General features: G+C 35.4%; 31 protein-coding genes. 26 read left to right on the forward strand and 5 right to left on the reverse strand.

Features of this window, described 5'->3' with window-relative positions; translation table 11 throughout:
• Positions 1-19 precede the first annotated feature (19 nt).
• A complete protein-coding gene (locus IV86_RS04815; RefSeq protein ID WP_056979399.1) occupies positions 20-865 on the reverse strand; it encodes a mechanosensitive ion channel family protein in 846 nt (281 codons plus the stop codon).
• A 129-nt stretch (positions 866-994) separates the two neighbouring features.
• On the opposite strand from IV86_RS04815, the gene IV86_RS04820 reads away from it, so the two are divergent.
• The 3 genes from IV86_RS04820 (at position 995) to spxB (ending at position 3,687) form a co-directional block, all read left to right on the forward strand.
• On the forward strand, positions 995-1,408 hold the full coding sequence (locus IV86_RS04820) for a DUF948 domain-containing protein (RefSeq protein ID WP_002834373.1): 414 nt from the start codon (positions 995-997) through the stop codon (positions 1,406-1,408).
• Between the two features lie 12 nt (positions 1,409-1,420).
• Positions 1,421-1,771, forward strand: a complete 351-nt coding sequence (locus IV86_RS04825) for a hypothetical protein (RefSeq protein ID WP_002834372.1) — start codon at positions 1,421-1,423, stop codon at positions 1,769-1,771.
• Between the two features lie 167 nt (positions 1,772-1,938).
• A complete protein-coding gene (spxB, locus tag IV86_RS04830; RefSeq protein ID WP_002834371.1) occupies positions 1,939-3,687 on the forward strand; it encodes a pyruvate oxidase in 1,749 nt (582 codons plus the stop codon).
• Positions 3,688-3,743: 56 nt separating this feature from the next.
• Here spxB and IV86_RS04835 read toward each other — a convergent pair whose 3' ends face one another.
• Positions 3,744-4,838 carry a M24 family metallopeptidase gene (locus tag IV86_RS04835; RefSeq protein ID WP_002834370.1) on the reverse strand — a complete coding sequence of 365 codons (1,095 nt, stop codon included), beginning with the start codon at positions 4,836-4,838 and terminating at the stop codon, positions 3,744-3,746.
• Positions 4,839-5,000: 162 nt separating this feature from the next.
• On the opposite strand from IV86_RS04835, the gene ccpA reads away from it, so the two are divergent.
• Positions 5,001-6,005 carry a catabolite control protein A gene (gene ccpA / locus IV86_RS04840; RefSeq protein WP_002834368.1) on the forward strand — a complete coding sequence of 335 codons (1,005 nt, stop codon included), beginning with the start codon at positions 5,001-5,003 and terminating at the stop codon, positions 6,003-6,005.
• 55 nt (positions 6,006-6,060) lie between these two features.
• Here ccpA and IV86_RS04845 read toward each other — a convergent pair whose 3' ends face one another.
• Complete coding sequence (locus IV86_RS04845) at positions 6,061-6,792, reverse strand: MIP/aquaporin family protein (RefSeq protein WP_002834367.1); 732 nt, start codon at positions 6,790-6,792, stop codon at positions 6,061-6,063.
• A 199-nt stretch (positions 6,793-6,991) separates the two neighbouring features.
• Here IV86_RS04845 and IV86_RS04850 point away from each other — a divergent pair, with 199 nt between their 5' ends.
• Complete coding sequence (locus IV86_RS04850) at positions 6,992-7,864, forward strand: hypothetical protein (protein WP_232625429.1); 873 nt, start codon at positions 6,992-6,994, stop codon at positions 7,862-7,864.
• Between the two features lie 23 nt (positions 7,865-7,887).
• Here IV86_RS04850 and IV86_RS04855 read toward each other — a convergent pair whose 3' ends face one another.
• Positions 7,888-9,183, reverse strand: coding sequence for an adenylosuccinate synthase (locus IV86_RS04855; protein WP_002834365.1), 1,296 nt, complete (start codon positions 9,181-9,183; stop codon positions 7,888-7,890).
• A 180-nt stretch (positions 9,184-9,363) separates the two neighbouring features.
• On the opposite strand from IV86_RS04855, the gene purB reads away from it, so the two are divergent.
• The 20 genes from purB to IV86_RS04960 all read left to right on the forward strand — a co-directional run bounded on the left by purB (position 9,364) and on the right by IV86_RS04960 (position 25,129).
• Positions 9,364-10,662 (forward strand): adenylosuccinate lyase, encoded by a 1,299-nt coding sequence (purB, locus tag IV86_RS04860; RefSeq protein WP_002834364.1) that lies wholly within the window; start codon positions 9,364-9,366, stop codon positions 10,660-10,662.
• A gap of 28 nt (positions 10,663-10,690) precedes the next feature.
• Positions 10,691-11,248 carry a cysteine hydrolase family protein gene (locus IV86_RS04865; RefSeq protein WP_002834363.1) on the forward strand — a complete coding sequence of 186 codons (558 nt, stop codon included), beginning with the start codon at positions 10,691-10,693 and terminating at the stop codon, positions 11,246-11,248.
• A gap of 237 nt (positions 11,249-11,485) precedes the next feature.
• The gene (efp, locus tag IV86_RS04870) at positions 11,486-12,043 is read left to right on the forward strand and encodes an elongation factor P (RefSeq protein WP_002834362.1); all 558 of its coding nucleotides are present in this window, start codon (positions 11,486-11,488) and stop codon (positions 12,041-12,043) included.
• A gap of 474 nt (positions 12,044-12,517) precedes the next feature.
• Positions 12,518-13,807 carry a Y-family DNA polymerase gene (locus tag IV86_RS04875; protein WP_056979400.1) on the forward strand — a complete coding sequence of 430 codons (1,290 nt, stop codon included), beginning with the start codon at positions 12,518-12,520 and terminating at the stop codon, positions 13,805-13,807.
• Entirely contained in the window at positions 13,800-14,129 is a 330-nt protein-coding gene (locus IV86_RS04880) for a hypothetical protein (protein ID WP_002834360.1), read from the forward strand. The genes IV86_RS04875 and IV86_RS04880 overlap by 8 nt, the downstream gene beginning before the upstream one ends.
• Entirely contained in the window at positions 14,122-14,520 is a 399-nt protein-coding gene (locus IV86_RS04885; RefSeq protein ID WP_002834359.1) for a hypothetical protein, read from the forward strand. The genes IV86_RS04880 and IV86_RS04885 overlap by 8 nt, the downstream gene beginning before the upstream one ends.
• 102 nt (positions 14,521-14,622) lie before the next feature.
• Positions 14,623-15,360: a YebC/PmpR family DNA-binding transcriptional regulator gene (locus IV86_RS04890; RefSeq protein ID WP_002834358.1), complete on the forward strand. Its 738-nt coding sequence runs from the start codon at positions 14,623-14,625 to the stop codon at positions 15,358-15,360.
• 110 nt (positions 15,361-15,470) lie between these two features.
• On the forward strand, positions 15,471-16,382 hold the full coding sequence (gene rbsK, locus IV86_RS04895) for a ribokinase (protein WP_002834357.1): 912 nt from the start codon (positions 15,471-15,473) through the stop codon (positions 16,380-16,382).
• A 118-nt stretch (positions 16,383-16,500) separates the two neighbouring features.
• Positions 16,501-17,463: a competence type IV pilus ATPase ComGA gene (gene comGA, locus IV86_RS04900; RefSeq protein WP_029258065.1), complete on the forward strand. Its 963-nt coding sequence runs from the start codon at positions 16,501-16,503 to the stop codon at positions 17,461-17,463.
• Positions 17,417-18,325: a type II secretion system F family protein gene (locus IV86_RS04905; RefSeq protein WP_232625430.1), complete on the forward strand. Its 909-nt coding sequence runs from the start codon at positions 17,417-17,419 to the stop codon at positions 18,323-18,325. Before comGA ends, IV86_RS04905 begins: the two co-directional genes overlap by 47 nt.
• Positions 18,326-18,447: 122 nt before the next feature.
• Positions 18,448-18,753 carry a competence type IV pilus major pilin ComGC gene (comGC, locus tag IV86_RS04910; protein WP_002834551.1) on the forward strand — a complete coding sequence of 102 codons (306 nt, stop codon included), beginning with the start codon at positions 18,448-18,450 and terminating at the stop codon, positions 18,751-18,753.
• Positions 18,713-19,192, forward strand: a complete 480-nt coding sequence (locus tag IV86_RS04915; RefSeq protein WP_229564061.1) for a type II secretion system protein — start codon at positions 18,713-18,715, stop codon at positions 19,190-19,192. The genes comGC and IV86_RS04915 overlap by 41 nt, the downstream gene beginning before the upstream one ends.
• Before the next feature lie 143 nt (positions 19,193-19,335).
• Positions 19,336-19,770 (forward strand): competence type IV pilus minor pilin ComGF, encoded by a 435-nt coding sequence (locus tag IV86_RS04925; RefSeq protein ID WP_011673564.1) that lies wholly within the window; start codon positions 19,336-19,338, stop codon positions 19,768-19,770.
• A gap of 4 nt (positions 19,771-19,774) precedes the next feature.
• Positions 19,775-20,053: a hypothetical protein gene (locus tag IV86_RS04930; protein ID WP_036673347.1), complete on the forward strand. Its 279-nt coding sequence runs from the start codon at positions 19,775-19,777 to the stop codon at positions 20,051-20,053.
• A 17-nt stretch (positions 20,054-20,070) separates the two neighbouring features.
• Positions 20,071-21,075 carry a class I SAM-dependent methyltransferase gene (locus tag IV86_RS04935; protein ID WP_002834546.1) on the forward strand — a complete coding sequence of 335 codons (1,005 nt, stop codon included), beginning with the start codon at positions 20,071-20,073 and terminating at the stop codon, positions 21,073-21,075.
• 91 nt (positions 21,076-21,166) lie between these two features.
• Positions 21,167-22,531, forward strand: coding sequence for an amino acid permease (locus tag IV86_RS04940; RefSeq protein WP_002834544.1), 1,365 nt, complete (start codon positions 21,167-21,169; stop codon positions 22,529-22,531).
• Positions 22,528-23,136 (forward strand): metallophosphoesterase, encoded by a 609-nt coding sequence (locus tag IV86_RS04945; RefSeq protein ID WP_029258063.1) that lies wholly within the window; start codon positions 22,528-22,530, stop codon positions 23,134-23,136. The genes IV86_RS04940 and IV86_RS04945 overlap by 4 nt, the downstream gene beginning before the upstream one ends.
• A 62-nt stretch (positions 23,137-23,198) precedes the next feature.
• The gene (locus tag IV86_RS04950) at positions 23,199-23,735 is read left to right on the forward strand and encodes a YutD family protein (protein WP_002834542.1); all 537 of its coding nucleotides are present in this window, start codon (positions 23,199-23,201) and stop codon (positions 23,733-23,735) included.
• Entirely contained in the window at positions 23,736-24,512 is a 777-nt protein-coding gene (locus IV86_RS04955; protein WP_002834541.1) for a TIGR01457 family HAD-type hydrolase, read from the forward strand.
• Positions 24,503-25,129, forward strand: a complete 627-nt coding sequence (locus IV86_RS04960) for a TIGR01906 family membrane protein (protein WP_002834540.1) — start codon at positions 24,503-24,505, stop codon at positions 25,127-25,129. Before IV86_RS04955 ends, IV86_RS04960 begins: the two co-directional genes overlap by 10 nt.
• Here IV86_RS04960 and IV86_RS04965 read toward each other — a convergent pair.
• Positions 25,126-25,770 carry a VTT domain-containing protein gene (locus IV86_RS04965; RefSeq protein ID WP_002834539.1) on the reverse strand — a complete coding sequence of 215 codons (645 nt, stop codon included), beginning with the start codon at positions 25,768-25,770 and terminating at the stop codon, positions 25,126-25,128. The genes IV86_RS04960 and IV86_RS04965 overlap by 4 nt on opposite strands.
• Before the next feature lie 112 nt (positions 25,771-25,882).
• Between IV86_RS04965 and IV86_RS04970 the strand changes: the two genes are divergently transcribed.
• Positions 25,883-26,257 carry a S1 RNA-binding domain-containing protein gene (locus IV86_RS04970; RefSeq protein WP_002834538.1) on the forward strand — a complete coding sequence of 125 codons (375 nt, stop codon included), beginning with the start codon at positions 25,883-25,885 and terminating at the stop codon, positions 26,255-26,257.
• Positions 26,258-26,423: the final 166 nt, after the last annotated feature.

Raw genomic sequence — 26,423 nt, forward strand, 5'->3', positions numbered from 1 at the left:
AAGATGGCATACTTTTTTACTAATTTTGAATTTTAATTTGTTCTTGGGCTAAAGTTCGTAGACAACGATCCAAAATCATAGTTTTCATCGGAGTTTGATAGCCGGCCTTAACCTTGGCAGAGATTTGAACTCCCAGATATCCGTAAGTCTTTTCGACTACAGGAGCGAGAACAATGGGAGTAGCTTTAATTTTATCGGTGTCTTGTTTAATCGAAGCTAGTTGGTCACGCAACAAGTCTTTAGCACGGTCAATTTCAAACGGATCACTGATTCGTAGAAAGATCGAAATAGTTTGACTTCCGCGAGAATGATTTGAAATTGTTGAAATGGAGCGATTCGGCAGGTAATGTAAAGTACCATCAAGTGCTTGAAGTTCAATGGTTCGTAAACCGATTGAAACGACGGTTCCATCGATGGATTGAATCGTAACACTATCATCAACACGTAGTTGGCCTTCAATTAAAATGGTTAGGCCGTTAATAACATCGGACACAATCCCTTGAGTTCCGAGTCCAATTGCAACACTTAAGATTCCAGCACCGGCCAATAAAGTGCCCACTGGTACTCCTAAATTTGATAAAATAGTATAGACGTAAAAGAATAGGACGGAATACTTGAAAATATTTTTAACCACTGCGTAAACGGTTTGTGAACGAGCGGATTGTTTTTCAATTGGATCGTGATGTTGAAAACTATTACGGATGATATGTTTACCAATCCGATTAATAATCCAGAAAATAATGGTGATTAGAACGAGTTGGAAAAAATGTTCCATAAAAGCTACACCAATTTTTTCCCAATCAATATGAGTAAAGCTGGATTTTAATGATGGGAAGCCTGCTGCAATAGTAAGCATGTTTTTCATAAATAAAAATCGTCCTTTCAGTAATAATACTATTCTAACAGAATTTTGTAGCGAATATGTAGGGGTTTTAATTGCACTTAATTATTTGTAATGCTATTCTGTAGTCATAAACGAACAGGAGGGGATCATTTGACAGGAGGCGGAATTGCTGCAATTATTGCTGCAGTAGCATTGCTTATTTTAGTTCTATTCATTGGATTAGTATTAGTGAATGCTTCTAAAACATTATCAGAGATTAATCGTAGTATGGCAGTGATCACACGGGATGTTGATCTTATATCACATGAAGCTGAAGGTATTATGGCAAATGCGAACGAACTTTTAGAAGATGTTAACGGAAAAGTCGCTACCATCGATCCATTGTTCCAAGCGGTTGCTGACTTGAGTGAAAGTACATCGGATTTAAACCAAGCAACTCGTCGTTTAGCTGGTCGGGTAAACCATACTGGAAAAAGCAAGAATATCGGTAAAGTAGCCACAGCCATGAATGTTGGTAAAGGTGCTATGAATATGTATAAGAACCATAAAGTTAAGAATAAATAGGGGGCTATCAGTATGTCAAAGAGTAGTTTTTTACTAGGTGTAATCTTGGGTGGAGCAGCTGCTACTGCAGCAGCAATTAAGTTAACAGATACAACACCTCAACAACTTAAGGAAGCTGCTATTGAGAAATTTGATGATTTCATGGAATCCAATGATTTTGATACAGCTACGCTTAAAGATCGAGCAGTTTCATCTGTAGATGATTTAAAACAACGAGGAATGGAATTAGCTAATCGTGCTAACAATAAATTTAATCCTGATTTAGAAGAGATGGATGAAGATTTAGTTATTGATAACATGGCAGAAGCGACTCCATATGAAAAACCCACTGAGGTATTTATGCCTCACAAAATCCAAGAATAAATAAAAAAAGATGGAAACTAGTAGCTATTGCTAGTTTTCATCTTTTTTATTTTGAAATGGTGATGATTTTACTCGGTAAGCATATTTATTGATTTTTACTTATAAAAGATAAATAATCAGATATGAAAAACGAAAACGTTTTCAAAAAGCTGAGGAGGAAATTATTCATGGCAGAAAAAATTCAAGCAGGAATAGCAATGTTAAAAGTAATTGAATCATGGGGTGTAGACCATATTTACGGTTACCCTGGGGGATCAATTAATTCAACTATGGATTCTTTGCAAAAAGAACAAGACAATATTAAATACATCCAGGTTCGACATGAACAAGTCGGGGCACTTGCAGCAGCAGCTGACGCCAAATTGACTGGTAAAATTGGGGTAGCTTTTGGGTCAGCAGGACCCGGCGCAGTCAACCTACTTAATGGATTGTATGATGCAAAGGAAGACCATGTTCCTGTTTTGGCAATTGTAGGACAAGTCCCACATACCCGAATGAATTATGATTACTTCCAAGAATTCAATGAATCTCCTATGTTCGATGACGTTGCGGTTTACAATCGAATTGTGATGACCCCAGAAAGTTTGCCATATGTAATTGATAAAGCGATTCGTATGGCATATAAAGAAAAGGGAGTAGCGGTAGTTATTATTCCGAATGACTTTGGCTACGTAGAAATCCCAACTGGCAATTATTCTACTGAAAAAACACGTAATCAACCTGAGATTAAACCTCAACCTGATTCTGAATTAGTGCAAGATGCTTGGGATATGATTAAAAATGCTAAATATCCAGTTATTCATTTAGGACAAGGTGCTCGCGGAGCCACCAAAGAAGTTGAGGCATTATCTGAAAAACTTCAAATTCCAATCGTAATTACTGGGTTAGCTAAGGGCGTAATCCCTGATGAATATGAGGGGAATATGGGGCCATTTAACCGAGCGGCTTCTAAGGTTTCTAATGAATTAATTAAGAAAACGGACCTTTTAATTTCAATTGGTGCTAACTTCCCATTTGCAGCAATTGTATATGGAGATCGACCATTTAAGTATATTCAAGTTGATAATGATCAAGCTATTTTTGGGCGCCATCATTCACTTGATTTAGGAATTTGGGCAGATGCTAAATTATTCGTTGAAAAATTGGATGAAATTAGCGAAACCGTTCAACCGCGTCCATTCTACAAAGCAGCTGTGGCTGCCCAAAAAGACTGGCGTAAATACCTAAAGGGCTTGATGAGTCGGACAGATGGACCTCTAGAATACGAACAAGTTTATCAACAAATTAACCGAATTGCAGATGACGACGCCGTATTTTCAATGGATGTTGGGGATAATATTATTAATAGTTTCCGTTTTCTTGATATGAATCCTAAACAAAAAATCTTAACTTCAGCTTTGTTTGCAACTATGGGTTGTGGAATTCCTGGAGCAATGGCTAGCAAGTTAAGCTATCCAGATCGTCAAGTATTCAATATTGCTGGAGATGGGGCGTTCTCAATGGTAATGCAGGATATGATTACCGAAAAACGTTATAACTTACCAATCATTAATATCGTTACATCTAACCGCCATCTAAGTTTTATTAAGTCTGAACAAGATGACGTTCCTCAAGATGAATTCGGGGTAGATTTAACTGATGCTGACTATGCTAAAATTGCTGAAGGAATGGGTGTTAAAGGAATTCGAGTCGATGAAATTAGTCAGCTCGAAAAAGCCTTTGATGATGCTATTGCAGAAGTAAAAGCTGGACATCCGGTGTTAATTGATGCCAATATCACGGATAAACGAGGAATTCCAGTTGAACTTGATTTGGAACAGGACGATACATTGTATACACCTGAATTTCTTAAAGAATGGGATGCAGAAGAATTGAAGCCATTTGATGAATATTTAGCTCAATATTCTGCCGAATAATTAGGCTATATAAAAAGCGCTTCGGCTTAGAACCGAAGTGCTTTTTGATAGAAATATTATAGATATCTAAGTTCTTTTGAAGTATGGGTAAATGGTAGGCAACCATCCTTAGTGATGTGAACACAGTCTTCAATGCGAACACCAGCAACGCCGGGGATATAGATACCAGGTTCGATTGAGAAACACATACCTTCTTGGAGGATTAAATCGTTTCCTTCCATGATGGATGGGAATTCGTGTTCTCCCATACCCATTCCATGTCCTAGGCGATGAATGAAGTATTCACCATAACCGGCCTTATCGATGATGTCACGTGCGACTTTATCTAAACTAGCAGCAGTAATTCCAGGTTTGGCGTAAGCTTGGGCAGTTAATTGAGCTTCTAGACAAACTTTGTAAATATCTTTTTGTTTGTCATTTAAAGTTCCTAAAGCGACCGTTCTAGAAGCATCACTAATATAACCATCATGGATGGTACCTAAGTCGAAAAGTACTAATTCATTATTTTGAATTTGGTTCATGCCAGTTGCACCATGGGGTTCAGCAGCATGAGCGCCCGCTTGAATAAGAGTATCAAAACTCATTTCCATTACACCACGCTTTTTTAAAGCATATTCAAGTTCAGCAGCAACATCAGCTTCAGTTTTACCAGCGGCAACTGCATTGAAACCAACTTCAAAGGCGTAATCAGCCTCTGCACCAGCAGCATTTAATTTTTCGATTTCGTCGGCAGTTTTAATCATACGAAGTTTTTCAAAAACTGGAGTTAAGTTTTGTTCAAATTTAGCATTTGGAAATTCAGAACGAAGTACTTCATAACGATCAAATGTAAGATTATTATTTTCAATTCCCCAGTGAATAGGGTTAGCATTGCGTTCACGAATATATTTAGCAATTAATTGAAAGGGCTTCTCGTGATCTAAATAACCATAAACGGGGTGATTCCATCCAGTATCTTTAATTGCTTCAACTTCTAGTGCAGGAGCAAATAAGAATGGTTCATGATCAGGAAAAACAAATAAAGCTAAAACGCGTTCGATAGGGTCGCTACCAAAACCAGTTAAGTATTTAATACTTTCAAAATTACTAATATATGCAACGTCTAACTTATGATCTGAAACCCATGCTTGGACTTTATCTAATTGTGACATTTAATCTCTTCTTTCTTATATTCGGATAGTTAGATTATAGCACATAGGGAAATAGGTAATAAAATAAAAAAAGGTTGCAAGTATGCTGAAAATTTGATAACGTATTCATGGCAATGAAAACAGAATGAAAACAAATAATATCAATGGAAGAGGTAATATAATATGGCAAAACAAACCATCACAATTTACGATGTTGCTCGAGAAGCGGGCGTTTCAATGGCCACAGTATCACGCGTTGTTAATGGAAATCCTAATGTTAAACCTGTTACAAGAAAAAAGGTTAACGAAGTAATCGAACGTTTGGATTACCATCCCAATGCAGTAGCTCGTGGTCTTGCTAGCAAGAGATCAACTACTATTGGAGTAATTCTACCAGATATTACTCAAATGTTTTTTGCATCGTTAGCACGAGGAATTGATGATATTGCTTCAATGTACAAATACAATATCATTTTAGAAAATTCTGACGAAGATGTTGATAAAAAGGTTGAAGTGCTTGAAAACTTACAAGCTAAGCAAGTAGACGGTATCATTTATATGGGGAATGCCGTTGACGATCGTTTACGAGAAGCGTTTAAAGCAGCTCGTACACCAGTCGTTTTTGCTGGTTCCGTAGATGATAAGAACACTTTGCCTTCTGTAAGTATCGATAATAAGGCTGCAGTATACGAAGCAGTCAATAAACTAATTGATAATAAAAATAAGAAGATTGCTTTTATCTCAGGTCCGCTTTCTGAACCCGTTAATGGTAAATTTAGATTAGAAGGTTATCGTCTTGCTTTAAGTGAAGCTAAAGTTGATTATGACGAAAATCTAGTTTTTGAAACAAGTAATACTTACGAAGATGGAGTTAAGTTAGCATCCGAAATTGCTTCTACAACGGGCGTTACGGCCGCTTTTGTTGCTAATGATAGTTTAGCGGTGGGCTTACTTAACGGCCTTCAAGATCTCGGCGTTAAAGTTCCGGAAGATTTCGAAATTATTTCAAGTAATAATACTAGCTTGACTAAGATGGTTCGTCCACAAATTAGTTCAATTGGTCACCCAATGTACGATACTGGGGCGGTTGCAATGCGTCTTTTAACTAAATTAATGAATAAAGAAGAAGTCGAAGAACGTAATATTACTCTTCCATTTGATATGGTCTTCAGACAATCTACTAAATAAAAGAAAAAATCCACTTCTACATTAGGTAGAAGCGGATTTTTTGTTTAATTATATGTTATAGGAAAAGTCCTTTATACAAAGCAACGGCACAAATACCAGCTAAGATTGGGGCAACAACGGGAACTGATGCGTAACCCCATTGAGATGATCCTTTATGTTTGATTGGGAGCATTGCGTGAACTAAACGGGGACCTAAGTCACGAGCAGGATTCAAAGCTGGACCAGTAGCACCACCAAGTGAAGCAACCAAAGTACCAACTAGAAAACCAAGTGCAATAAATACTGATCCTTTATTAGCCTCGAAATAAGGAGCATGAGTAAAGGCTGTAGCTCCAAAGAAGAGGACGAATGAACCAATAAATTCGTTAGCAAAACCATTCCAAGAGCTATGACTAGCATCAATTGTACTAAACGTACCTAAAATTGATTCAGTATTAGTAGTTAAATCATAATGAGGCTTGTAAGCAAAATAAACTACTAATTGTCCAAAAATAGCACCTAACATTTGGGCAATAATGAAAGGAAGGACCTGAGACCATGAGAACATTCCTGAAACTGCTAAACCAATGGTGAAAGCAGGATTAATTTGAGCTCCAGAAATAGTTCCAAACATTAATGCAGGGACCATTACACCACATCCGTACCCAACTGCGATGACTAACCAATCACTACCGTTACCTTTTGTACCTTTAAGCTCAACGTTAGCAACCGAACCATTACCTAAAAGAACTAAAATTGCTGTACCAAGAAATTCAGCTGCTAACTTGGCAAAAAAACTATATTCCATATTATGTAAAACTCCTTAAAAATAAAATTTACGTAAAACACACTGTTTATGAGTATATCTTATTTGAAAGGCAATATGCAAGGGCGATATGTAAAGCTTTCTTAACATTTCTCAAAAAATAAGAAAATTGGATGAAAACAAGTATAGCAAGTCTTAAGATATCTTGAAGAGTAATGAGAGATTACGGAATAGTGGTAAAATGAAGATATATTATGAGCTTAATGGAGGAGTGGTCCCAATCGAAGAAACAAGGATGACAAGAGAAACGCTTCAGGAAAAAAATCCGACAATTGACAGAAAACCAAGGCTGTTTTGGATAAGAGTCTTGATGATTATTTGTGGGTTATTACTATTTTTAACTTTCTCAGCTAAACAAACCGTCTTTAATGTAAACTATGTTCAAAGTCAGGTGGTTAAATCGAATGCGGCTAGTACAATTAATCAGCAAGTTAATACACAATTGCAACAAGCAGGGATTCAACAGACTAATTTGATCCCTGATAATGTAATTAATGATGAATTGAAGTCAATGATTGGTGAATTTTATGCTGGTGAGGAAGTCAAGTTAGATCAATCAATCATTACGGAAGAAGTTAATGCAAATATTGGCACGTCCGGAATGATACAACAAGGGATAGTTTCGATTATTGTTAATCAAGTTGCTAATATTTTTAATAGCCAGTTGGATACGCAAAAACTAACGCATTATGCGGGACAGGTAGCTAAATTACAAAAGTTGAATCAAATCATGATGGCGATTAGTGCAGTAGGACTGCTGATACTAACATTCTTTGCTTTCATTAAACGACGCGGTCTCAATTTATTAGGTTCCATGATGGTGACGGTTGGGGCATTTGCTACTGTGATTAGTGCCATCGCCTATGTATCAAATGTTCTTAATGATTTGCCAATCCAATATGCTGTAATTAAAGGGATTGTTGAGCAAGCAGGACAAGATATTTTATTACGTGAGTTAACTATGGCACTTGGTATTTTAATATTAGGAATCATTTTATTGGTGTTGTCTTTTGGGGCTAATCAGGTCAATAAAGAAAGAAGTAAAAATCGTTAATGATTTTTACTTCTTTCTTTATTTTAGTCTGACCACATATCATTTAAGACGATGGTTTGTTCACGATCAGGGCCGATTGAAAAGGCGCTAACTGGAACTCCAGTAATTTCTTCAATCTTTTTAAGATAATTTTTAGCATTAGCTGGTAATTCTTCGTAAGTAGTCATTTGAGTAAGATCTTCATCCCAACCTGGAAGAGTTTCATAAATTGGAGTTGAATTTTTAAGTTCTTTTTCTGAAGCAGGATAATACTTAATTACGCCGTGATCAGTTTGATAACCAGTACAGATTTTAAGTTCTTTAAATCCTGAAAGGACATCCAAACAGTTAACAACTAAATCAGTTAGCCCATTAACTTCTGAAACGTATTTCATTAATACGCCATCAAACCATCCAATTCGACGAGGTCGTTTAGTAACGGTACCATATTCATGAGCAATTTCACGGATTCGATCACCGACTTCGTTGATTTGTTCAGTTGGGAATGGGCCTTCACCAACGCGAGAAACGTAAGATTTACATACGCCAATGACGTGTTTAATCTTAGTTACACCAATTCCTGCACCCGTAGCAGCTCCACCGGCAGTTGGATTAGAGGAAGTAACAAAAGGATAAGTACCATGGTCAATATCAAGCATAGTACCTTGAGCTCCTTCAAATAAGACGCGTTTATTATCATTTAAGTTAGTGTGAATTAGGTAGCTTGTATCAGTAATATAGTCCTTAAGGATTTCTCCATATTCAATGTACTGAGCGGTCAATTCCTTTAAGCTTGGAAGTTGATTCCAAAGATCTTCGTCCAGAATGCGTTTCTTTTGTTCAAGGTTAAAAGCAATTTTTTCTTCAAGAGTTTCGTTGTCTAATAGATCAATAGCTCGGATACCAATACGTTGCATCTTGTCCATGTATGCTGGGCCGATACCTTTATTAGTTGTTCCAATTTTTTCGCCATTTTTAGAACGATCACGTTCTTGTTGTTGATCTTGTAAGATGTGATATGGGAAAACGATATGAGCACGATCAGAAATTTTTAAATGATCAGTGTTAACACCTACTCCATTTAATTCTTTAATTTCATCAAGTAGGGTAGCAGGATTAATCACTGTTCCATTACCAATGATACAAATTGAATTAGGAGCAAGAATTCCGGAAGGGATTAAACGAAGAGCTAATTTTTGGTCGTTAACCACAAGTGAGTGACCAGCATTATCTCCACCTGAATAACGCACTGTAACATCAGCACTTTGTCCAAGAAAATCAATAATCTTTCCTTTTCCTTCATCGCCCCATTGGCTTCCTATTACTACTGTAGCTGTCATATTTATTCCTCCATTTTTATCAATACACAACTCTAAAGATGATAACACAGTTTACCAAAAAAATAAAAGGGATAAACCGAATTATACAAAAGGTAATTCTTTTAATGGTTCGTGTTTATTAATACTGAAGATTTTGGTAAAATGGAGAGGTAAATATTTTTAATTCAAAGGAGTAATCAAATGATTGATCGTTATGCAAGACCCGAAATGCAAAAAATTTGGAACCGCCAGTCCCAATTTCAAAGTTGGCTTGACGTTGAAATAGCCGTTGTTAAAGCTTGGAATAAAGATGGAAAGGTTCCTGACCAAGATCTCGAACTAATCGAAAAGAAAGCTAAGTTTGATTTAGATCGAATTGATGAGCTTGAAAGTCAAACGCATCACGATGTAATTGCCTTTACTAGGTCCGTTTCCGAATCTTTAGGCGAAGAGCGAAAATGGATTCATTACGGATTAACCAGTACAGACGTTGTCGATACAGCGCAGTCGCTTCGACTCAAAGCTGCTAACGAAATCATTTCGGCAGATTTAGAAACACTAAAAACAACCTTGAAAGAACTATCAATCAAATATAAAGATTTAATTGCCGTTGGACGGACTCATGGAATTCATGCCGAACCAACTACAATTGGATTAAAATTTTTACGCTGGTATTCAGAAATTAATCGTAATATTGAACGTTTTAATCATGCCCGTAAAAACATCGAAGTTGGCAAGATTAGTGGGGCAGTGGGGACTTTTGCTAACATTACTCCTCAAATTGAAGAATGGGTTTGCCAAATGCTTGGAATTGGGCATCAAGAAATTTCGACTCAAATCCTCCCACGTGATTTACACGCAGAATATTTGAGTGTTTTGGCCTTAATCGCCTCCCAAATTGAAGAAATTGCAACTGAAATTAGACATTTACAGCGTACAGAAGTCAATGAAATGCGAGAAGGATTTGCTAAAGGACAAAAAGGTTCATCAGCGATGCCTCATAAACGTAATCCTATTGGTTCTGAAAATGTTTCAGGACTAAGTCGAGTTGTTCGTGGAGAAATGATGACAGCGTTTGAAAATATGAATTTATGGCATGAACGAGACATTTCTCATTCGTCTGCTGAACGTGTAATTTTACCAGATTCAACAGCTTTAGTTGACTACATTCTTACACGAATGAATCGGATTTTAAATAACTTGGTAGTTAATGAAGATGAAGTTCAAAAAGACCTTGAAATGACTCATGGATTGATTTTTTCTCAACAAGTTATGTTGAAATTGATTGATAAAGGTTGGACCCGCGAGGAAGCCTACGATACAGTTCAGCCAATCGCTATGATGGTATGGAATACTGGGCAACATTTTATGGATTTACTACTTGAAAATGATAAAATTAAGTCAATTCTTGATGATGAAGAAATTCGAGCTATTTTTAACTATCAATACCATCTTAAAAACGTTGATGCAATCTACCAACGGTGTGGTATCGAAGCATAATTTAGATTAAAAGGGATGAGGAATTTTGATGAAAAAATCAAATGAAGCGTTACTTGTAATTGATTATACGAATGATTTTGTGGCATCGAATGGTGCGTTAACTACAGGAGTAGTTGGACAAAAGATTGAATCAGAGATTATCAAGTTGGCGAACCAAGAGCTACGTGAAGACGGTTGGGTGTTTTTGCCAACTGATGTACATGTAGAAGGCGATCCATATCATCCAGAAACTAAGTTATTTCCTGCACACAATCTCAAAGGAACATGGGGACGTGATTTTTACGGGCAGTTGCAGGATTGGTACGATTTAAATAAAGCTAATCAACGAGTGAAAATCCTTGATAAAACTCGTTATAGTGCTTTTGCCGGAACGGACCTAGATATGCAACTAAGAGCTCGTAAAATTGATACAGTACGGCTAGTGGGGGTATGTACGGATATTTGTATCCTTCATACTGCCGTTGATGCATATAATTTAGGCTATCGAATTATTATTAATGAAAAAGGTGTGGCAACCTTTACAGAACATGGTCAAGAATGGGCACTAGAACATTTTAAGAATGCACTAGGTGCTCAGGTCGAATAGGATTAATATAAATGGGAACCGCTGAGAAAATTATTTTTTCAGGGGTTCCTTTTTATGTGGTAGTCAAAAATCAGCCTAATTTATGATAGAATGAAGTATTAAGTCGAATTAAAGCGGAGTTAATAATGAACTTTACGTTAAAAATAATTAGTAGTATTTTTTCAATCCCACCTAACTAGTCTGGGAATTGAAAAATCAAAAATTATAGAAATTATTAAATAAAAGGGGATTTTAAATATGGTAGAAGCAATTAATTTAAAAGCAGGCATGACGTTCATTAAGGATGGTAAATTGATTAAGGTTGTAGAAACTAACCATCATAAACCTGGTAAAGGTAACACAGTGATGCAAATGAAGTTATATGATGTACGAGCAGGTTCAACTGTTCAAACAACTATGCGTCCAACTGAAAAAGTTGAACAAGCTATTCTTGATACTAAAGAAGCTCAATATCTTTATCGTCAAGATGATATGGCTGTTTTCATGGATACTGAAACATACGAACAATATGAATTACCAGTATCAAGTATTGAAAGTGAATTAAAATATCTTTTGGAAAATACAATGGTTAAAATTAGTTTTTATGGTAATGAAGTAATTGGGGTTGATTTACCAACAACGGTTGAATTAAAAGTTGTTGAAACCGCACCATCAATTAAAGGAGCTACAGTTACTGGTTCAGGTAAACCAGCTACAATGGAAACTGGATTAGTAGTTAATGTTCCAGACTTTATCCAAGAAGGCGAAGTTCTAGTAATTAATACTGAAAAAGGAACTTACACAAAACGCGCATAATTGTCTAAAAGGATTGATAGTAGGAATACTATTAATCCTTTTTTTGTCGGCTTTTTTGATAGATGAATGATTCTCTTGGAGCCCAACTGTAAAAAGGAATAATAGATATTTTACCCGATTTAGAAATAAGCATCGCATATCAACAGCGGGTATGTTAGGATAAATTTGTAGTTAGCAAAAACTACGTTTAAGGGCAGTTATAAAATGATTTTACAATCAAGAAAACGAGCACTAAGTGGCGAAGCTAGAATATAAAATACTTATTGACCCCCCAAATCAATGAGTCTAACTCAAAAGCTAGCAATAGCTCAATAATATTACATTGTCCCAAAACTTAATATATTCTACTATCTTTTAATCGGGATAGTCGCCCCCTCGTTAATAAGAAACGTTTCTATTTTTAAGAAGCGTTTTTTATTTTTTTCTTGTCAAAAAGAACATACGTTCGTATAATTGAGAGCGGAGGCAGATTTAATGAATTATGATAAAGAACCCAAGGGTGTTTTTTTAATGATTGATAATAAATCTTTTTATGCCAGCGTTGAAGCAGTTATGCGCGGGCTAAATCCATTAAAAGTTGTTATGGTAGTAATTTCTGAGCAGGAAAATACCAATGGTGGACTAATTTTAGCCACATCACCGATGGCCAAAAAACTTTTTGGATTGAAAGCTAACGTCTCGCGACAAAGGGATTTACCGTGTGATCCAAGAATTATAATGGTCCCACCACGAATGAATCTATATATTAAGCGTAATCTTCAAATTAACGAAATATTTAAACAGTATGTGGCAGAAGAAGATTTATATCCATATTCCATTGATGAATCAATTTTAGATATTACTAAAACCTGGAAACTTTTTGGAGAAACTCCTGAAGAAGTTGCTAAAAAAATTCAACATAAAGTACGTAGGCAGTTAGGCTTGTACACAACAATCGGTGTCGGTGAAAATCCATTGCAAGCTAAACTAGCATTGGATAATTTCGCTAAAAAATCCAATGATTTGATTGGCACAATTACATACAATACAGTAGCCCAAAAAGTATGGATGATTCCTAAGTTGACAGATGTGTGGGGAATTGGAAGACGGACGACCGAGCGTTTGCAAAAACTGGGTATTAACAATATGAATGAGTTAGCACATAGTAATCCATATTTTTTAAAACAAGAGTTTGGAATAATTGGAACTCAATTGTTTGCAACAGCGTGGGGCATTGATCGAACAATTCTAAGTGAAAGGGTAAAACCTAAAGAAAATAGTGTGGGTAATTCTCAAGTGTTACCTAGAAATTATCAGCAGCAATGTGAAATTGAAACTGTAATTAAAGAGATTAGTGAGCAGGTAGCTGCACGGTTACGACATCGGTGTCAACAATGTGGTGAGCTAACGTTAAGTATTGGATTTAGTTACCAGTCTACGATAAATAGTGGGTTTAGCCAGTCATTGAAGGTTATTCCGACTAATAGTAATGTAGAAATTTTTAAATATGCTAAGGAGATTTTCCAAAAGTACTGGAAAGGGCAACCTGTTCGTAATATAGCTATCTTTACTGCTAAATTGAGCTATCAGATTGGTGAACAATTGAATCTATTCGAACCGTTTCCGAGGATTTACAAACATCAAACTGATCAACTGGTTGACCAGATTAGAGCGGAATATGGCTTTACCGCTTTAGTTTACGCACGTAGCTTAACTAAAGGTGGTACTGCAATCCAGCGGGCCAGCCTAGTAGGTGGACATAATGGGGGGAATGCTTATGAATAAGCAACAAGAATTAACTTTAATTAATCAGCGAATTGAAACACTGTTTAATGTTTCAAAATTTAACACTCAATTTTGGATTGTAATTGTTAATGATATCTATGATCATTCTTATAATATTTTTTTTAGTGAACAACGACGAGGGCAAAGGGAACGTTCTATTCCAATTCATACGCTTGAAAAATATACATTAATAGATCTAGAAGAGATTGTACGCGGGCTTCAGCAACGCTGGAAGTTTACTATAAAATTTATTCAATTTGAAAATCAACTTTGGCCTACTAGTCAAAAAGTTATTCAAAAAAAGAGGCGTAGAGATGAATAATAAAAATAATCAATATGATCCTCAAGTAGTTCAAAACTTTTTTGATAATGTGTATATTGATCGAGGAATGATAAAGTGGCAAGGCTTTTTTCTTTCAGATCATACTGTAGCAATTAAACGTAAGAGAAATGATAACAAAATATTTTATGAGCAAAAAATTCCACCCAGAATGAAACAAGGTGAAATCAGATTAAAAGTTGCTCGGGCATATGAAGAGCAACTATTAGTTGAAATTCAATTAAATGAATGTAACCGTGATTTACTCTTTGAAAATGCAATAAAATCGCGTATTAAAGGATTTAATGAAGATTCTGTATATTTAGGTGATGGAAAGTTTGTTAGCATTTCGATGATGCGTTCGATTAGGTTAGCGAACAATGGAAAAGGGTAAGGTGAGGATTGAATGTAAGCATTGACAAACCCCACTATAATACGTAATATATTAAACGTCTATGAACAGATAAAAAATTGAAATGAAAGAAGGAGTTCGGGTATGTCAGGACATTCAAAGTGGCATAATATTCAAGGTCGTAAAAACGCCCAAGATGCAAAGCGTGGTAAAATTTTCCAACGAATCTCTCGTGAGATTTATGTTGCAGTTAAAGCTGGGGGTCCGGACCCTTCTTCTAACCCTCAATTACGTTTAATGATGGATAAGGCACGCGCAGCAAATATGCCAAAAGACAACATCAAACGTGCCGTTGATAAGGGTAGTGGCGCAGGTGGCGCTAACTACGAAGAAATTACTTATGAAGGATATGGACCAGCTGGTACAGCTATTATCGTGTCAGCTCTTACAGATAACAAGAATCGTACTGCAGCTGCTGTTCGTTCAGCATTCACTCACCATGGTGGTTCACTAGGGGCTTCAGGTTCAGTTTCTTACATGTTTGATCGTAAGGGTTACATTGTTATTAGTCGTGAAGACCTTGATAAAAATGAAGATGATATGATGGAAGATGCAATTGATGCAGGTGCAGACGATGTACAAACATCAGAAGAGGTATTTGAAATCTATACTGATCCTAAGGAATTTGCTGCTGTTCGTGATGCTCTTGAAGCAAAGGGATATACATTGGCTAATGCTGAATTAACCATGATTCCTGAAAACGAAACAATGGTTCCAGAAGATAAAGTTAAACAATATACAGGTTTAATTGATGAGCTTGAAGATAACGATGATGTTTCAGAAGTTTATGAAGCAGCTACATTACCTGAAGACGCTGAATAATAATTATTAAAGGCAAGGACAATTAAGTTCTTGCTTTTTTTATTTAATCAAGAATTTGAAAATTTAGTATGATAAAATTTACTTATATAACATATAACTGAGGTGGCGTAATGAGTAATAAAGTGGTCGTTCTTGGCAGTCTAAATGTGGATACAATTTTACAAGTTGGACGGTTTCCAGAACCAGGGGAAACATTGGCTTTAAAAGATAAGCAAATGGCCGGTGGTGGAAAAGGAGCCAATCAAGCAATTGCAGCGGCTCGTTCAGGTGCAGAAACTAGTTTTATTGGTAAAGTCGGAACCGATGCGAATGGGCAATTTATGCTTAAACAATTACTTGATAGCGGGGTTTCAACGGAATATGTGGCAACCTCCAAAGTAGCGGATACAGGTCAAGCTTTTGTAATGCTCGAAAATACCGGTGAAAATCGAATTTTAATCTATGGAGGCTCTAATGCTGAGTTAAATGAGGATGATGTCAATAAGGCAGCTGAAAAAATTCAACAAGCTGATTTTATCGTTGCTCAATTGGAAACTCCACTTGAAACAACTAAATATGCCTTCGAAATTGCTAAACAAGCTGGAATCAAAACAATTTTAAATCCTGCTCCTGCAGTTAAAAATTTACCTAAGGAATTAATTCAATTGACGGATGTTATCACGCCCAATGAAACTGAAGCTGAAATTTTAACAGGCGTTACGGTTGTGGACGATGCTTCAATGAAAGAAGCAGCTCAAAGATTACATAAAATGGGAGTCCAGACGGTCATTATTACCCTAGGTAGTAAAGGGGTTTATTATGATGATGGCGACGTGAGCGGCATTGTTCCGGCGTTTAAAGTGCATGCGATTGATACAACAGCAGCTGGAGATACGTTCCTAGGATCTTTTAGTTCGGAATTGAAGCCAGATTTAAGTAACTTAAAAGAAGCCATTATGTATGGCAATAAAGCTTCCTCGCTGGCTGTTCAAAAGATGGGTGCCCAACCATCAATTCCAACACGCAAAGAAGTTCTAAAATAAATAGTCATAACAAAAAAACATGAACCTGAATGGTTCATGTTTTTTTGTTGTCTAAATTTAGCTAATTAAAAAATAAATGTTCTGTTTTTGAGTATATATACGGTGAGGAGGACGTGAGATGAATATAACCAGTAAGCTAAATCAAATCATCCAAGAGTGTCTTGTCAATCGGGATAGTGATTTATTCATTATGCCGCGATTTGATAAATATCAATTATTATATCGAGATGCGGGAGGGTACCGAAAGTCTGCCCAGATTGATAGAGATGAAGCAGAACAAATTATGATGTATATCAAATATCGGGCTGATATGGGGATCAGTGAGCGACGAAGGCCACAAAGTGGGGCGATGACTTGGTTAAACCGCCAGGGAGAATTAGTTAATTTACGAATATCTACGGTGGGCGATTTTTTGGATCGACCTTCGATGGTAATTCGTTTTATATATGTACTAAAGCAAGATGAACATATTTTGGATAGCGAAAGTATGGAAAAAATCCAACTAGCAACTAAGCTTCGAGGATTAATGGTTTTTTCAGGTCCAATGGGCTCCGGAAAAACAACGTTGATTTACGAAGTAGCCCGTAAATTAAGTGAAACCAAGATGGTAATGTCAATTGAAGATCCGGTAGAAATTCGCGAACATAATTTTTTGCAACTGCAAGTTAATGAAAAATCGGGGATGTCTTATCAAGAATTACTGAAAAATGGTTTAAGGAATCGACCAGATGTTTTTATTATTGGCGAAATCCGAGATGGTAAAACTGCAGAAATTGCGATTCAAGCTGCGTTAAGTGGTCATTTAGTTTTAACCACCGTTCACTCTAAAAGTACCCAAGGGGTATGGAATCGAATTGTTGAATTAGGTGTACGAGAAGAGCACTTAAAAGAAGCCTTAACGGCAGTTATCTATCAAAGAATGATTCCTGCTAAGGTTGGTGATTTAAAAATTATGGCAGAAATTAAATCATTCCATCCGGCCCTGAAAGGAACAAAGAAGAAGTGGACAGAACGACTAGAGGAGTGGAAGGAAAGTGGCCAAATTACTAAAGAAGTATTTGAAGATTTCCAATACGGATAGAATCCAATTAAATGATCAAGCGTTTATTTTTTCAACTATGGTTGATTTAATGAAAATGGGCGTTTCGATTCGCAAGAGTGTGGAATTTGTTCGAATTATGCGTCCAGCGATTGCTAAACCCATGGAAAAGGTGATTAATCAGTTGCAGCGTGGTAAATCATTTTCAACAGCTTTTGGTCCGTATGTAAGTACTAATATCTATTATCAATTAGAAATTGCCGATCAACACGGCGGATTAGAGCAAACCTTGGAAACCATCGCTAAAATTTTTACTAGTCAAAGTCAGCAATGTAAGAAGTTAAAGTCATTAATTCAATATCCCGTTTTTTTAATGGCATTCTTGGGAATAACGATGCTAGGGATGCGAATTTATATTATGCATGAACTGGCTAATTGGAATACGGGGACAGCAAGTGTTCAAAGTCAAGTGATTAAATTGGTAATAATTGGTATGTTATTTGGAATTATAGTAGGAATATTATATTTATGGCTAAAATTTAAAAAGAAAAGTATGGCTAATCAAGTCGCTTTACTATGTAGAATACCAATCTTTGGCCAGTTGTATCAAACATATTGTCATTACTACATAACAGCAAATTTATCATTTTTTATTAGTAGCGGTATGTCGATGGGAAGTGTTTGTAAGTATTTAAACCTTTTAGATTCCCAGTCTTTACTTCATCAAATTGGCCGACGGGTCGAAAAAAGCATGGCTAGTGGTCAAGATATTAGTTCGGTAATAAAGAAATCGGTTTATTTACCAATTGAGCTAGACTTATTGCTGCGTAAAGGGAGTAAAAAAGAAACATTATCAAAAGAAGTGCATGCATTATCAATGATTAAATACAAAACTTTGATTTAAAAAATTGAACGAATGATTTTAATTGTCCAGCCAATCTTGTTTGGCATAATCGGAATTGTCATTGTTTTGATGTACATGAATCTTTTAATGCCAATGTATAACTCAATGAAGGAAGTGTCAAAATGAAAGCGAAAATAAAAAAAGGTTTTACTTTGATTGAAATGACCATCGTCTTATTTATTATCTCATTATTAATTTTAATTATTCTACCCAATGTCACTAGTCAAAAGAAAAATGCTAGACATATCCAAGGGGATGCGATGACGCAAGTGGTTCAAACTCAAGTAGATTTGTACGAAAATGAATACAACGAGTTGCCTAAGTCCTTAGATGAATTACAGGACAAAGGTTACTTATCTGATAAACAAGTTCAACAGGCTAATCGAAATGGCATTAAGATTAATGATGGACATGCAGTCGGAAGCTAAAGTTAGCTGTTATTTGAAAAAAGCATTTTCACTATTAGAGACGATGATCGTTCTCTTAATAACAAGTGGAACGATCTTAATGGGTTATGGTGGTTTTAAAGGAGCTCAGAGCGCCAATAATGAAAAAATATTTTTTAGAAGATTTGAAATGAGTTGGAAGGATACACAACGTCTAACAGCTTATGATGGATACAAAGCTACGGTAACTTTTCAGAAGAATTTGCATGAGGTAATTTTTTTGTGTTATCGGAATGGTCATAAAATTTCAAAACATCTGGAGTTACCTGAAGGATTGGAGCCGGTTTATGATCGAACCATTAATATTGGCAAAAATGGAACGGTCACACCAATCAATGTGATGCTAGAATCCAATGGAAAAATTAAATATAAGTTATCAGCACAAATGGGTTGGGGAGTTTATGAAATTACCGAAAAATAAACAAGGAACACTGTTATACGAAGGAATCGTTAGTTTATTTTTATTAGGAGGCTTTGGCACAGTTATATTGAATTCATGGCATATGTGGAACGATAAAATAAATAGAGAACAGATTGAACTAAGTTATGAGCGGACAATATTAAATGAAATTAGACAAAAGTTATAAAAAGAGTGGTTTTACATTAATGGAAGCTGTATTAGCAATGATGATAATGTTTTTAATTGTTAATTTAGCAGTACTTTTAATTAAAAGTGCTCAAAATAAGGCTCAACAAAATTTTAATATGAAGATTACAGAGGTGGTCCAAGACTTGGAGTCACCAAAGCATGCTTTTGAATTGGTTGAAGTTAGAAGTGACCAATTAACTCTATATTCCAAAACTGAAGAGAAACGTTATTATCTAGGAAGTTATGTCAATCATGATATGTTGAGATATACACCTGGACATATGCCACTAGTTTTGGGTGTGCAACACGTATTTTTTAAAAAAGAAAGAAATTTAATCCAAATTAAATTAGTTTCAAATGGAAAGAAGAGTATCTCATATGTATATATCCCGCCTCAAAAAAAGCGGTAGTGCAATGATTACGGCGTTATTTGTTTTATCTTTTTTATCTGGAATTAGTCTCTTGATTGGTGAGCAAGCGCGGCAAGTAATACTGAGGTTAAAAGATGAACAACAAATAACCAAGACTAAGATTCTAGCAAATAAGTTTGTGTTAGAGAATAGAAAACAAAAAATAAGGTTTTTAGATGATCCGAAATATGGAACTGTTAAAATAAATGATGATAATAACTTGACTATAAAAGTCCTAAAAGGTAATACTGTAAAGGTTGAATTTAATGAAAGTGGCTATTAGTGAAGAGGAGTTTATAAATGAATACAGAAACTATTGAAAAGATTTATAAAACATTCGAGAAATCAATTGAAATTTTAAAAGAGGAATTGGACGTTGATTTTCTAGATGCATTTATTGAAACAGGTGACAATCTAATTTCTGGTCAAATTCATGTTGAAGACGGGAAGCCTAGCGAAGCAATTATTGGCGAATTAAAAAAAATATATGAAGGTTTTAAGTACAATGATTATAGCCCGGAAGAATTACGAAAAGCTATCCAATTGGTTATGATTCGTGCTAACAAAGAAGAACGAATTCAAGCAAATCATCAATTTACACCGGAAGCAGTTGGAATGCTTTTTAACTACATTATTGAAAATTTAAAAGTTGATTCAAATCAATTAACAATTTTTGATCCCGCTGTAGGTACAGGTAATCTACTATCAACAATTTTAAATTATTTTCAAACTAAACGAATTAATTTTAAAGGAATTGGTGTAGATAATGATGATACGATGCTTTCGATTGCTAGCATGTCATTTACTTTTGAAAGACTAGAGGTGGAGCTCTTCCATCAAGACAGTATTGATGATTTATTTGTAAAGAATGTTGATATTGCGGTATCTGATTTGCCGGTTGGCTATTATCCTATTGACGAACGGACTAAAGGCTTTGAAACGAGAAGCAAGGAGGGACATTCTTTTGTACACCATTTATTAATTGAGCAATCAATGAAGACTATCCGACCGGGAGGGTATGGGGTTTTCCTAGTTCCAAGTAATTTATTTCAAACTCAAGAGGCTAAAAAATTATTATCATTTTTCCACGAAAAAGTTTATTTGCAAGCAATTTTGAATCTGCCTACCAAAATGTTTAAAGATGAACAGGCGCAGAAGTCAATTCTCATTTTACAAAAGGTTGGAGCTAGTGCTAAACAGGCAGAACAAGTTTTATTAGGAGAATTCCCAGAATTCAATAATCAAGAAAAAATGCTTGATTTCTTACAAGATTTTAAGAAATGGGCTCAAAAGAACTTATTTTAGGTTTTACTAATTAAAAAGTTTTATGTATCATTAGACTATTAAAAGTCTAATGATTTTTTAATTTTTGAAACATTTCTGGGGGGAATTGATTATGGAAGAAAATGGTAATAATGAGCTGGCTCGGAATTTAAAGAGCAGGCACGTTCAGTTAATTGCGATTGGAGGAACGATTGGAACGGGGCTTTTCCTTGGGGCAGGAAGTTCTATTCATTTAGCAGGACCGTCAATTCTATTAGCATATATTGTAACTGGATTGGTTTGTTTTTGGCTCATGCGAGCGTTAGGTGAACTACTGTTATCAGATTTAGAATCAACTTCATTTGTAACTTTTGTAACTAAATATTTAGGAAAAAAAGTAGGATTTGTCACGGGATGGACGTATTGGGTTTGCTGGATAACGATTGCAATGGCTGAGATTACGGCAACCGGAATGTACGTTAGGTATTGGTTTCCAAGTGTGCCACAATGGATTCCAGGATTTATTATCCTTATTTTATTAATCGGGCTAAACTTGATCACGGTTGAGGCTTTTGGAGAGACTGAATTTTGGTTTTCAATTATTAAAATTATTGCAATAGTGGCTTTGATTGCCATTGGTTTTATTATGGTACTTTTACACTCTAAAACAAACGTAGGACATGCCGACCTTACTAATTTAATACATTTTGGCGGTATTTTTCCGCAAGGATTGAAAGGCTTTATCCTTTCTTTTCAAATGGTTTTATTCGCATTTGTTGGTATTGAGATGGTAGGGATGACAGCCGCTGAGACTAGAGATCCTAAAAGTGTAATTCCTAAGGCTATTAATGAAATACCAGTGCGAATTGGTATCTTTTATGTTGGCGCGCTATTTTTCTTAATGGCAATCTATCCTTGGAATGAAATTAATCCCAATGGAAGCCCTTTTGTACAAGTCTTTAAGAATATCGGTATCCCAGGAGCAGGTGGAATCATTAACTTTGTGGTCCTAACGGCAGCGGCTTCAGCATGTAATAGTTCACTGTTCACAACTGGACGAATGCTATTCTCATTAACCTATGGAAGTTCAAACAAACTAGGTAAACGACTAGGTACCTTGTCTAAAAGTCAAGTGCCCAAAAATGCGATTTTGTTATCATCGCTAGTGATTGCAGTAGCAGTCATTTTAAATATCTTGATGCCAGAAGGAGTATTTACACTAATTTCTAGTATTGCGACAACCTGTTTCTTGTTTATCTGGGGAACGATTGTCTTAGCTCATTTGAAATATAAAAAAGGTCAAAAGCAGGCTAAAAAAGAATTCAGTATGCCATTTTTCCCAATTAGTAATTATATTGTATTAACTTTCCTAAGTTTCGTGGGCGTTGTATTATTATTGCAAAAGGAAACAGCGATTGCTTTAATTGGATCATTAATTTGGTTCGGTGTAATGTTTACGGTAGCGAAAATTAAGGAAAAAGGGGAGCTAATGGATTGAAATTTTTCACCTCGGATACACACTTTTTTCATAAAGAATTGTTAAAAGATAAAGACTTTGCTCCACGCAATTTTGACAATATCGAAGATATGCATGCAGCAATCATTAAAAATTGGAATGATCGAGTGACCGATCGGGATACAGTGTATCACTTAGGGGATGTGGCTTTGAATTTTGTGAGACCTGAAAAAAGGGCTAACGAACAAATATTCAGATTATTGAATTCTTTAAATGGTCACATTGTTTTAATTAAAGGGAACCATGACGCACGAAGTTTATTCAAATATCTTCAAGCTAATAATTATTTGTTAAATGGACAATCTAAATTTCAATTTCATGATGTGGGTACTATCATTAAGATGAATCATCGCCAATTAATAATGAGTCATTATCCGATAATGTTAGGAATTGTAAAACAGGTAATTAATTTACATGGTCATATCCACCATTACAGCGTAAATATTAAGGAAAATATTAATGTGGGTGTGGATACTCCTGAAAAAGATTATTTAGATTATGCGATTCCATTTGGAGCGCCATTTTCAGAATCTGACATAGAACAAATCATCAATGGTAAGAAAATTGATTTTCAAAAAAGGAAGTAGGCGTTGACCTTTCTTCTTTTTTTATTTAGGATAAGTTTTATATTGATGAGTGGAGAATTTAGATGAGTAAGAAAACAAATGAAGAATTATCTGAAATGAGAAGACCGGTCATTAATAAGGTTAACCGTGTTAGTGATGATGAAATTCTAATCAATGACCATGAATATCGGCTAGAAGTGAACTATCGAGAAGCTTTTAATGAAGAGTTACTTGCAGAACGGTTTGTAGGATTATTTAGTAGGTATGATTTTTTGGTAGGAGATATAGGTTCAGGACAGCTAAGATTGAAGGGGTTTTATGCTGATGATATGTTAGCACCTAGTGAAATGAAGATTAGCAGAGTTCAAGATTACCTAAATGAGTATTGTGGCTTTGGTTGCCCATATTTTATCTTACGGAACATGCAAATTAATGAACGAGCTAAAAATAAGTGGTTGAGAGAGCAAAAGAAACTTACCCCTAGAAAGAAAAACAGTAAGGGGCGTCAACCTAAAAAGACTAAAAAGAGTCGTAAACCAGTATCAAAGAGAAATAACGAGGTTGTGGGGACCGGTAAGAAGAAAAGACAAAAAACATTTACAATCAGGGAGAAGAAATAGATGAAGATTAATAGTTACGGCGGATATTTAATTGATTTAGATGGAACCATTTATCGGGGAAAAGAAAAAATTCCTGCAGCTAAACGCTTTATTGAACGATTGCAAGAACATAATATTCCATTCCTTTTTTTAACTAATAATACAACCAAAACACCAGAAGATGTGGCTAAGAACTTAAGGGACAATCATGATATCAAAGCAGAAGCATCCAATGTATACACGGCCGCTTTGGCTACGGCAGACTATTTGGATGGTATCGCTGATCAAAAACATCGAAAAGTTTATATTATTGGTGAATTAGGACTTAAGCGAGCTATTTTATCAAAAGGTTTTGAGATGGACGAAGATAATCCCGATTATGTTGTTGCTGGGTTAGACTATGACGTTACATATCACAAGTTTGAAATTGCCACGTTAGCGATTAAAAAGGGCGCTAAGTTTATTGGTACGAATGCTGATACCAATTTACCAAATGAACGAGGATTAGTACCTGGTGCGGGTTCTGTGATTGCTTTATTGGAACGTTCTACGCAACAACAAGCCCTATATATAGGTAAACCTGAAACCATTATTATGGAAAAAGCTTTAGCAGTGACTGGATTATCTAAGGATCAAGTAGTTATGGTAGGAGATAATTACATGACCGACATTTCCGCTGGTATTAATTTTGGGATTGATACTTTGCTTGTCTATACGGGAGTTTCAACTAAAGAGCTCGTTGCAAAACAAGACATTAAACCTACTCATGAAGTTGATAGTTTTGATGAATGGCAATAGGATGTTGGAAAAGATTATTATATAGCTTGCTATTGGATATAGCAGGGTTAAGTAGTGCTATTTTTCTGACAATTAATTCTATTTTTTTGTTTAGGTTCACTATCAATGCGCATCTAACTAAACTGGTAGGGATGTCTACAAACAAAATTATGGTTAATTATTACCAATTGATTGCATATCTAGAGCTTCCATGGGTCCATAGATTAAAACTCGATGATTTTCCCTTTTCTGAACATGGTTTAGTTCATATGGCGGAAGTGAAAAATTTATTTATGCTAAATACGATTGTAATGGTATTTTCTATTTGTATGGTAAAAATTCTATATCGTTATATTGCTAAAAATAAGAAGTGGTGGGAATTAATTAGCGGATTACAAAACTCGATGATATTGATCCCTTTAGTAGTCATTTTTATAAGCTTAGATTTTGACCATTGGTTTGTTCTCTTTCATCAGGCATTTTTTAATAACAATTATTGGATTTTTAATCCCGTTACAGACCCAATTATTAATGTTTTAACAGATAACTTTTTTACAATTTGTTTTGTTTTCTTGTTCGGTTTATTGGAGTTATATTTAGCAATTTCATTTTGGGTAGTAAAAAAGCAGGTCAACTAGACCTGCTTTTTTATTTTTGATTTGGCGAAGGAAACAATAGCCGGAATTAGGGAAACCACGATGATTCCGATTACTACGAGCGAGAAATGCTCTTTTACAAATGCAATGTTACCAAAGAAATATCCAGCACTACAGCAAATTGCAACCCAAGCTACATTTCCAATAATATTGTAACGAATGAAATCTTTATAAGGCATATTAGAACCAGCAGCAACAAATGGAGCAAAAGTTCGAATGATTGGCATGAAACGTGCTAAAGTAATTGAGATGTTACCGTGTTTTTCGAAAAAATGCTCAGCCTCAGCCATTTTTTCATCACTAATGAATTTACCAAAGAAACGGTGTTTTCTTAATGCCATACCAACGTGTCTACCTAGATAAAAGTTTAAGGAATCTCCTAATAAAGCGGCTAGGCAGAAAAGCCCGACAAAAATCCAAACGTGTAGTCCGTATTCAGGTTTTGCGGAAAGGGCGGTAGCTGCGAATAAAAGTGAGTCGCCAGGCAAGAAGGGGAGAATTACAGCCCCAGTTTCAATAAAAATAATTGCAAAAAGGAGTAAATAGGTTAAATCTCCGAAACTATTTACAATGGTTACTAAGTGAGAATCAATGTGTAAAACAAAATCAATGAGAACTTGCAAAATATCATTCCTTTCAAATTATGAACGTATCTTATATATTATTACATATTCTAAAGAGTATTTTGTATTTAAAAGAATATTACCGTAAAATTAAGTATTGGAGGTTTTAATTATGTATAGATTAGGAGAAATTGTTTCAACTACTATAGTTGGAATTAAGCCGTATGGCGTGTTCGTGTTGGATCGTAATGGACGAAAAGGCTTAATTCATGTTTCAGAATGTGATGACGGGTATATAAAGAATCTGAGAAACACTTTTTCAATTGGTGAAAAAATAAAAGCAATCGTAATGGAGGATGATGGTGATAAAAAGTTTTCGTTATCAATTCGTTCTTTAAAGGAAACTAAAGGAGATTTACACCAATATCCTAAGCCAAGTAACTTATATGTTGGACATAAGAAATATTGGACCAAAGCACATTATATTAGTGGTTTTAAACCCTTAGAAATCGCCATGGAACAATGGAAAAAAGAGAAATTAAATTAATTTCATAAAATTACTTGACGTTAGGTGTGAAAACTTGGTATTATATTTGAGCGGCATTGATAAGGCGCACATCGATAATTAAAAAACTTGTTAAATGATTTAAAAAAAGTTGTTGACAGTGATTGTTCTCGATGGTATAGTTAAATAGTTGTCAAAAGCGCTAACA

Origin of the sequence: Pediococcus pentosaceus (genome assembly GCF_001437285.1) — a bacterium.
In the GTDB taxonomy this organism is placed as follows: Bacteria; Bacillota; Bacilli; order Lactobacillales; family Lactobacillaceae; genus Pediococcus; species Pediococcus pentosaceus.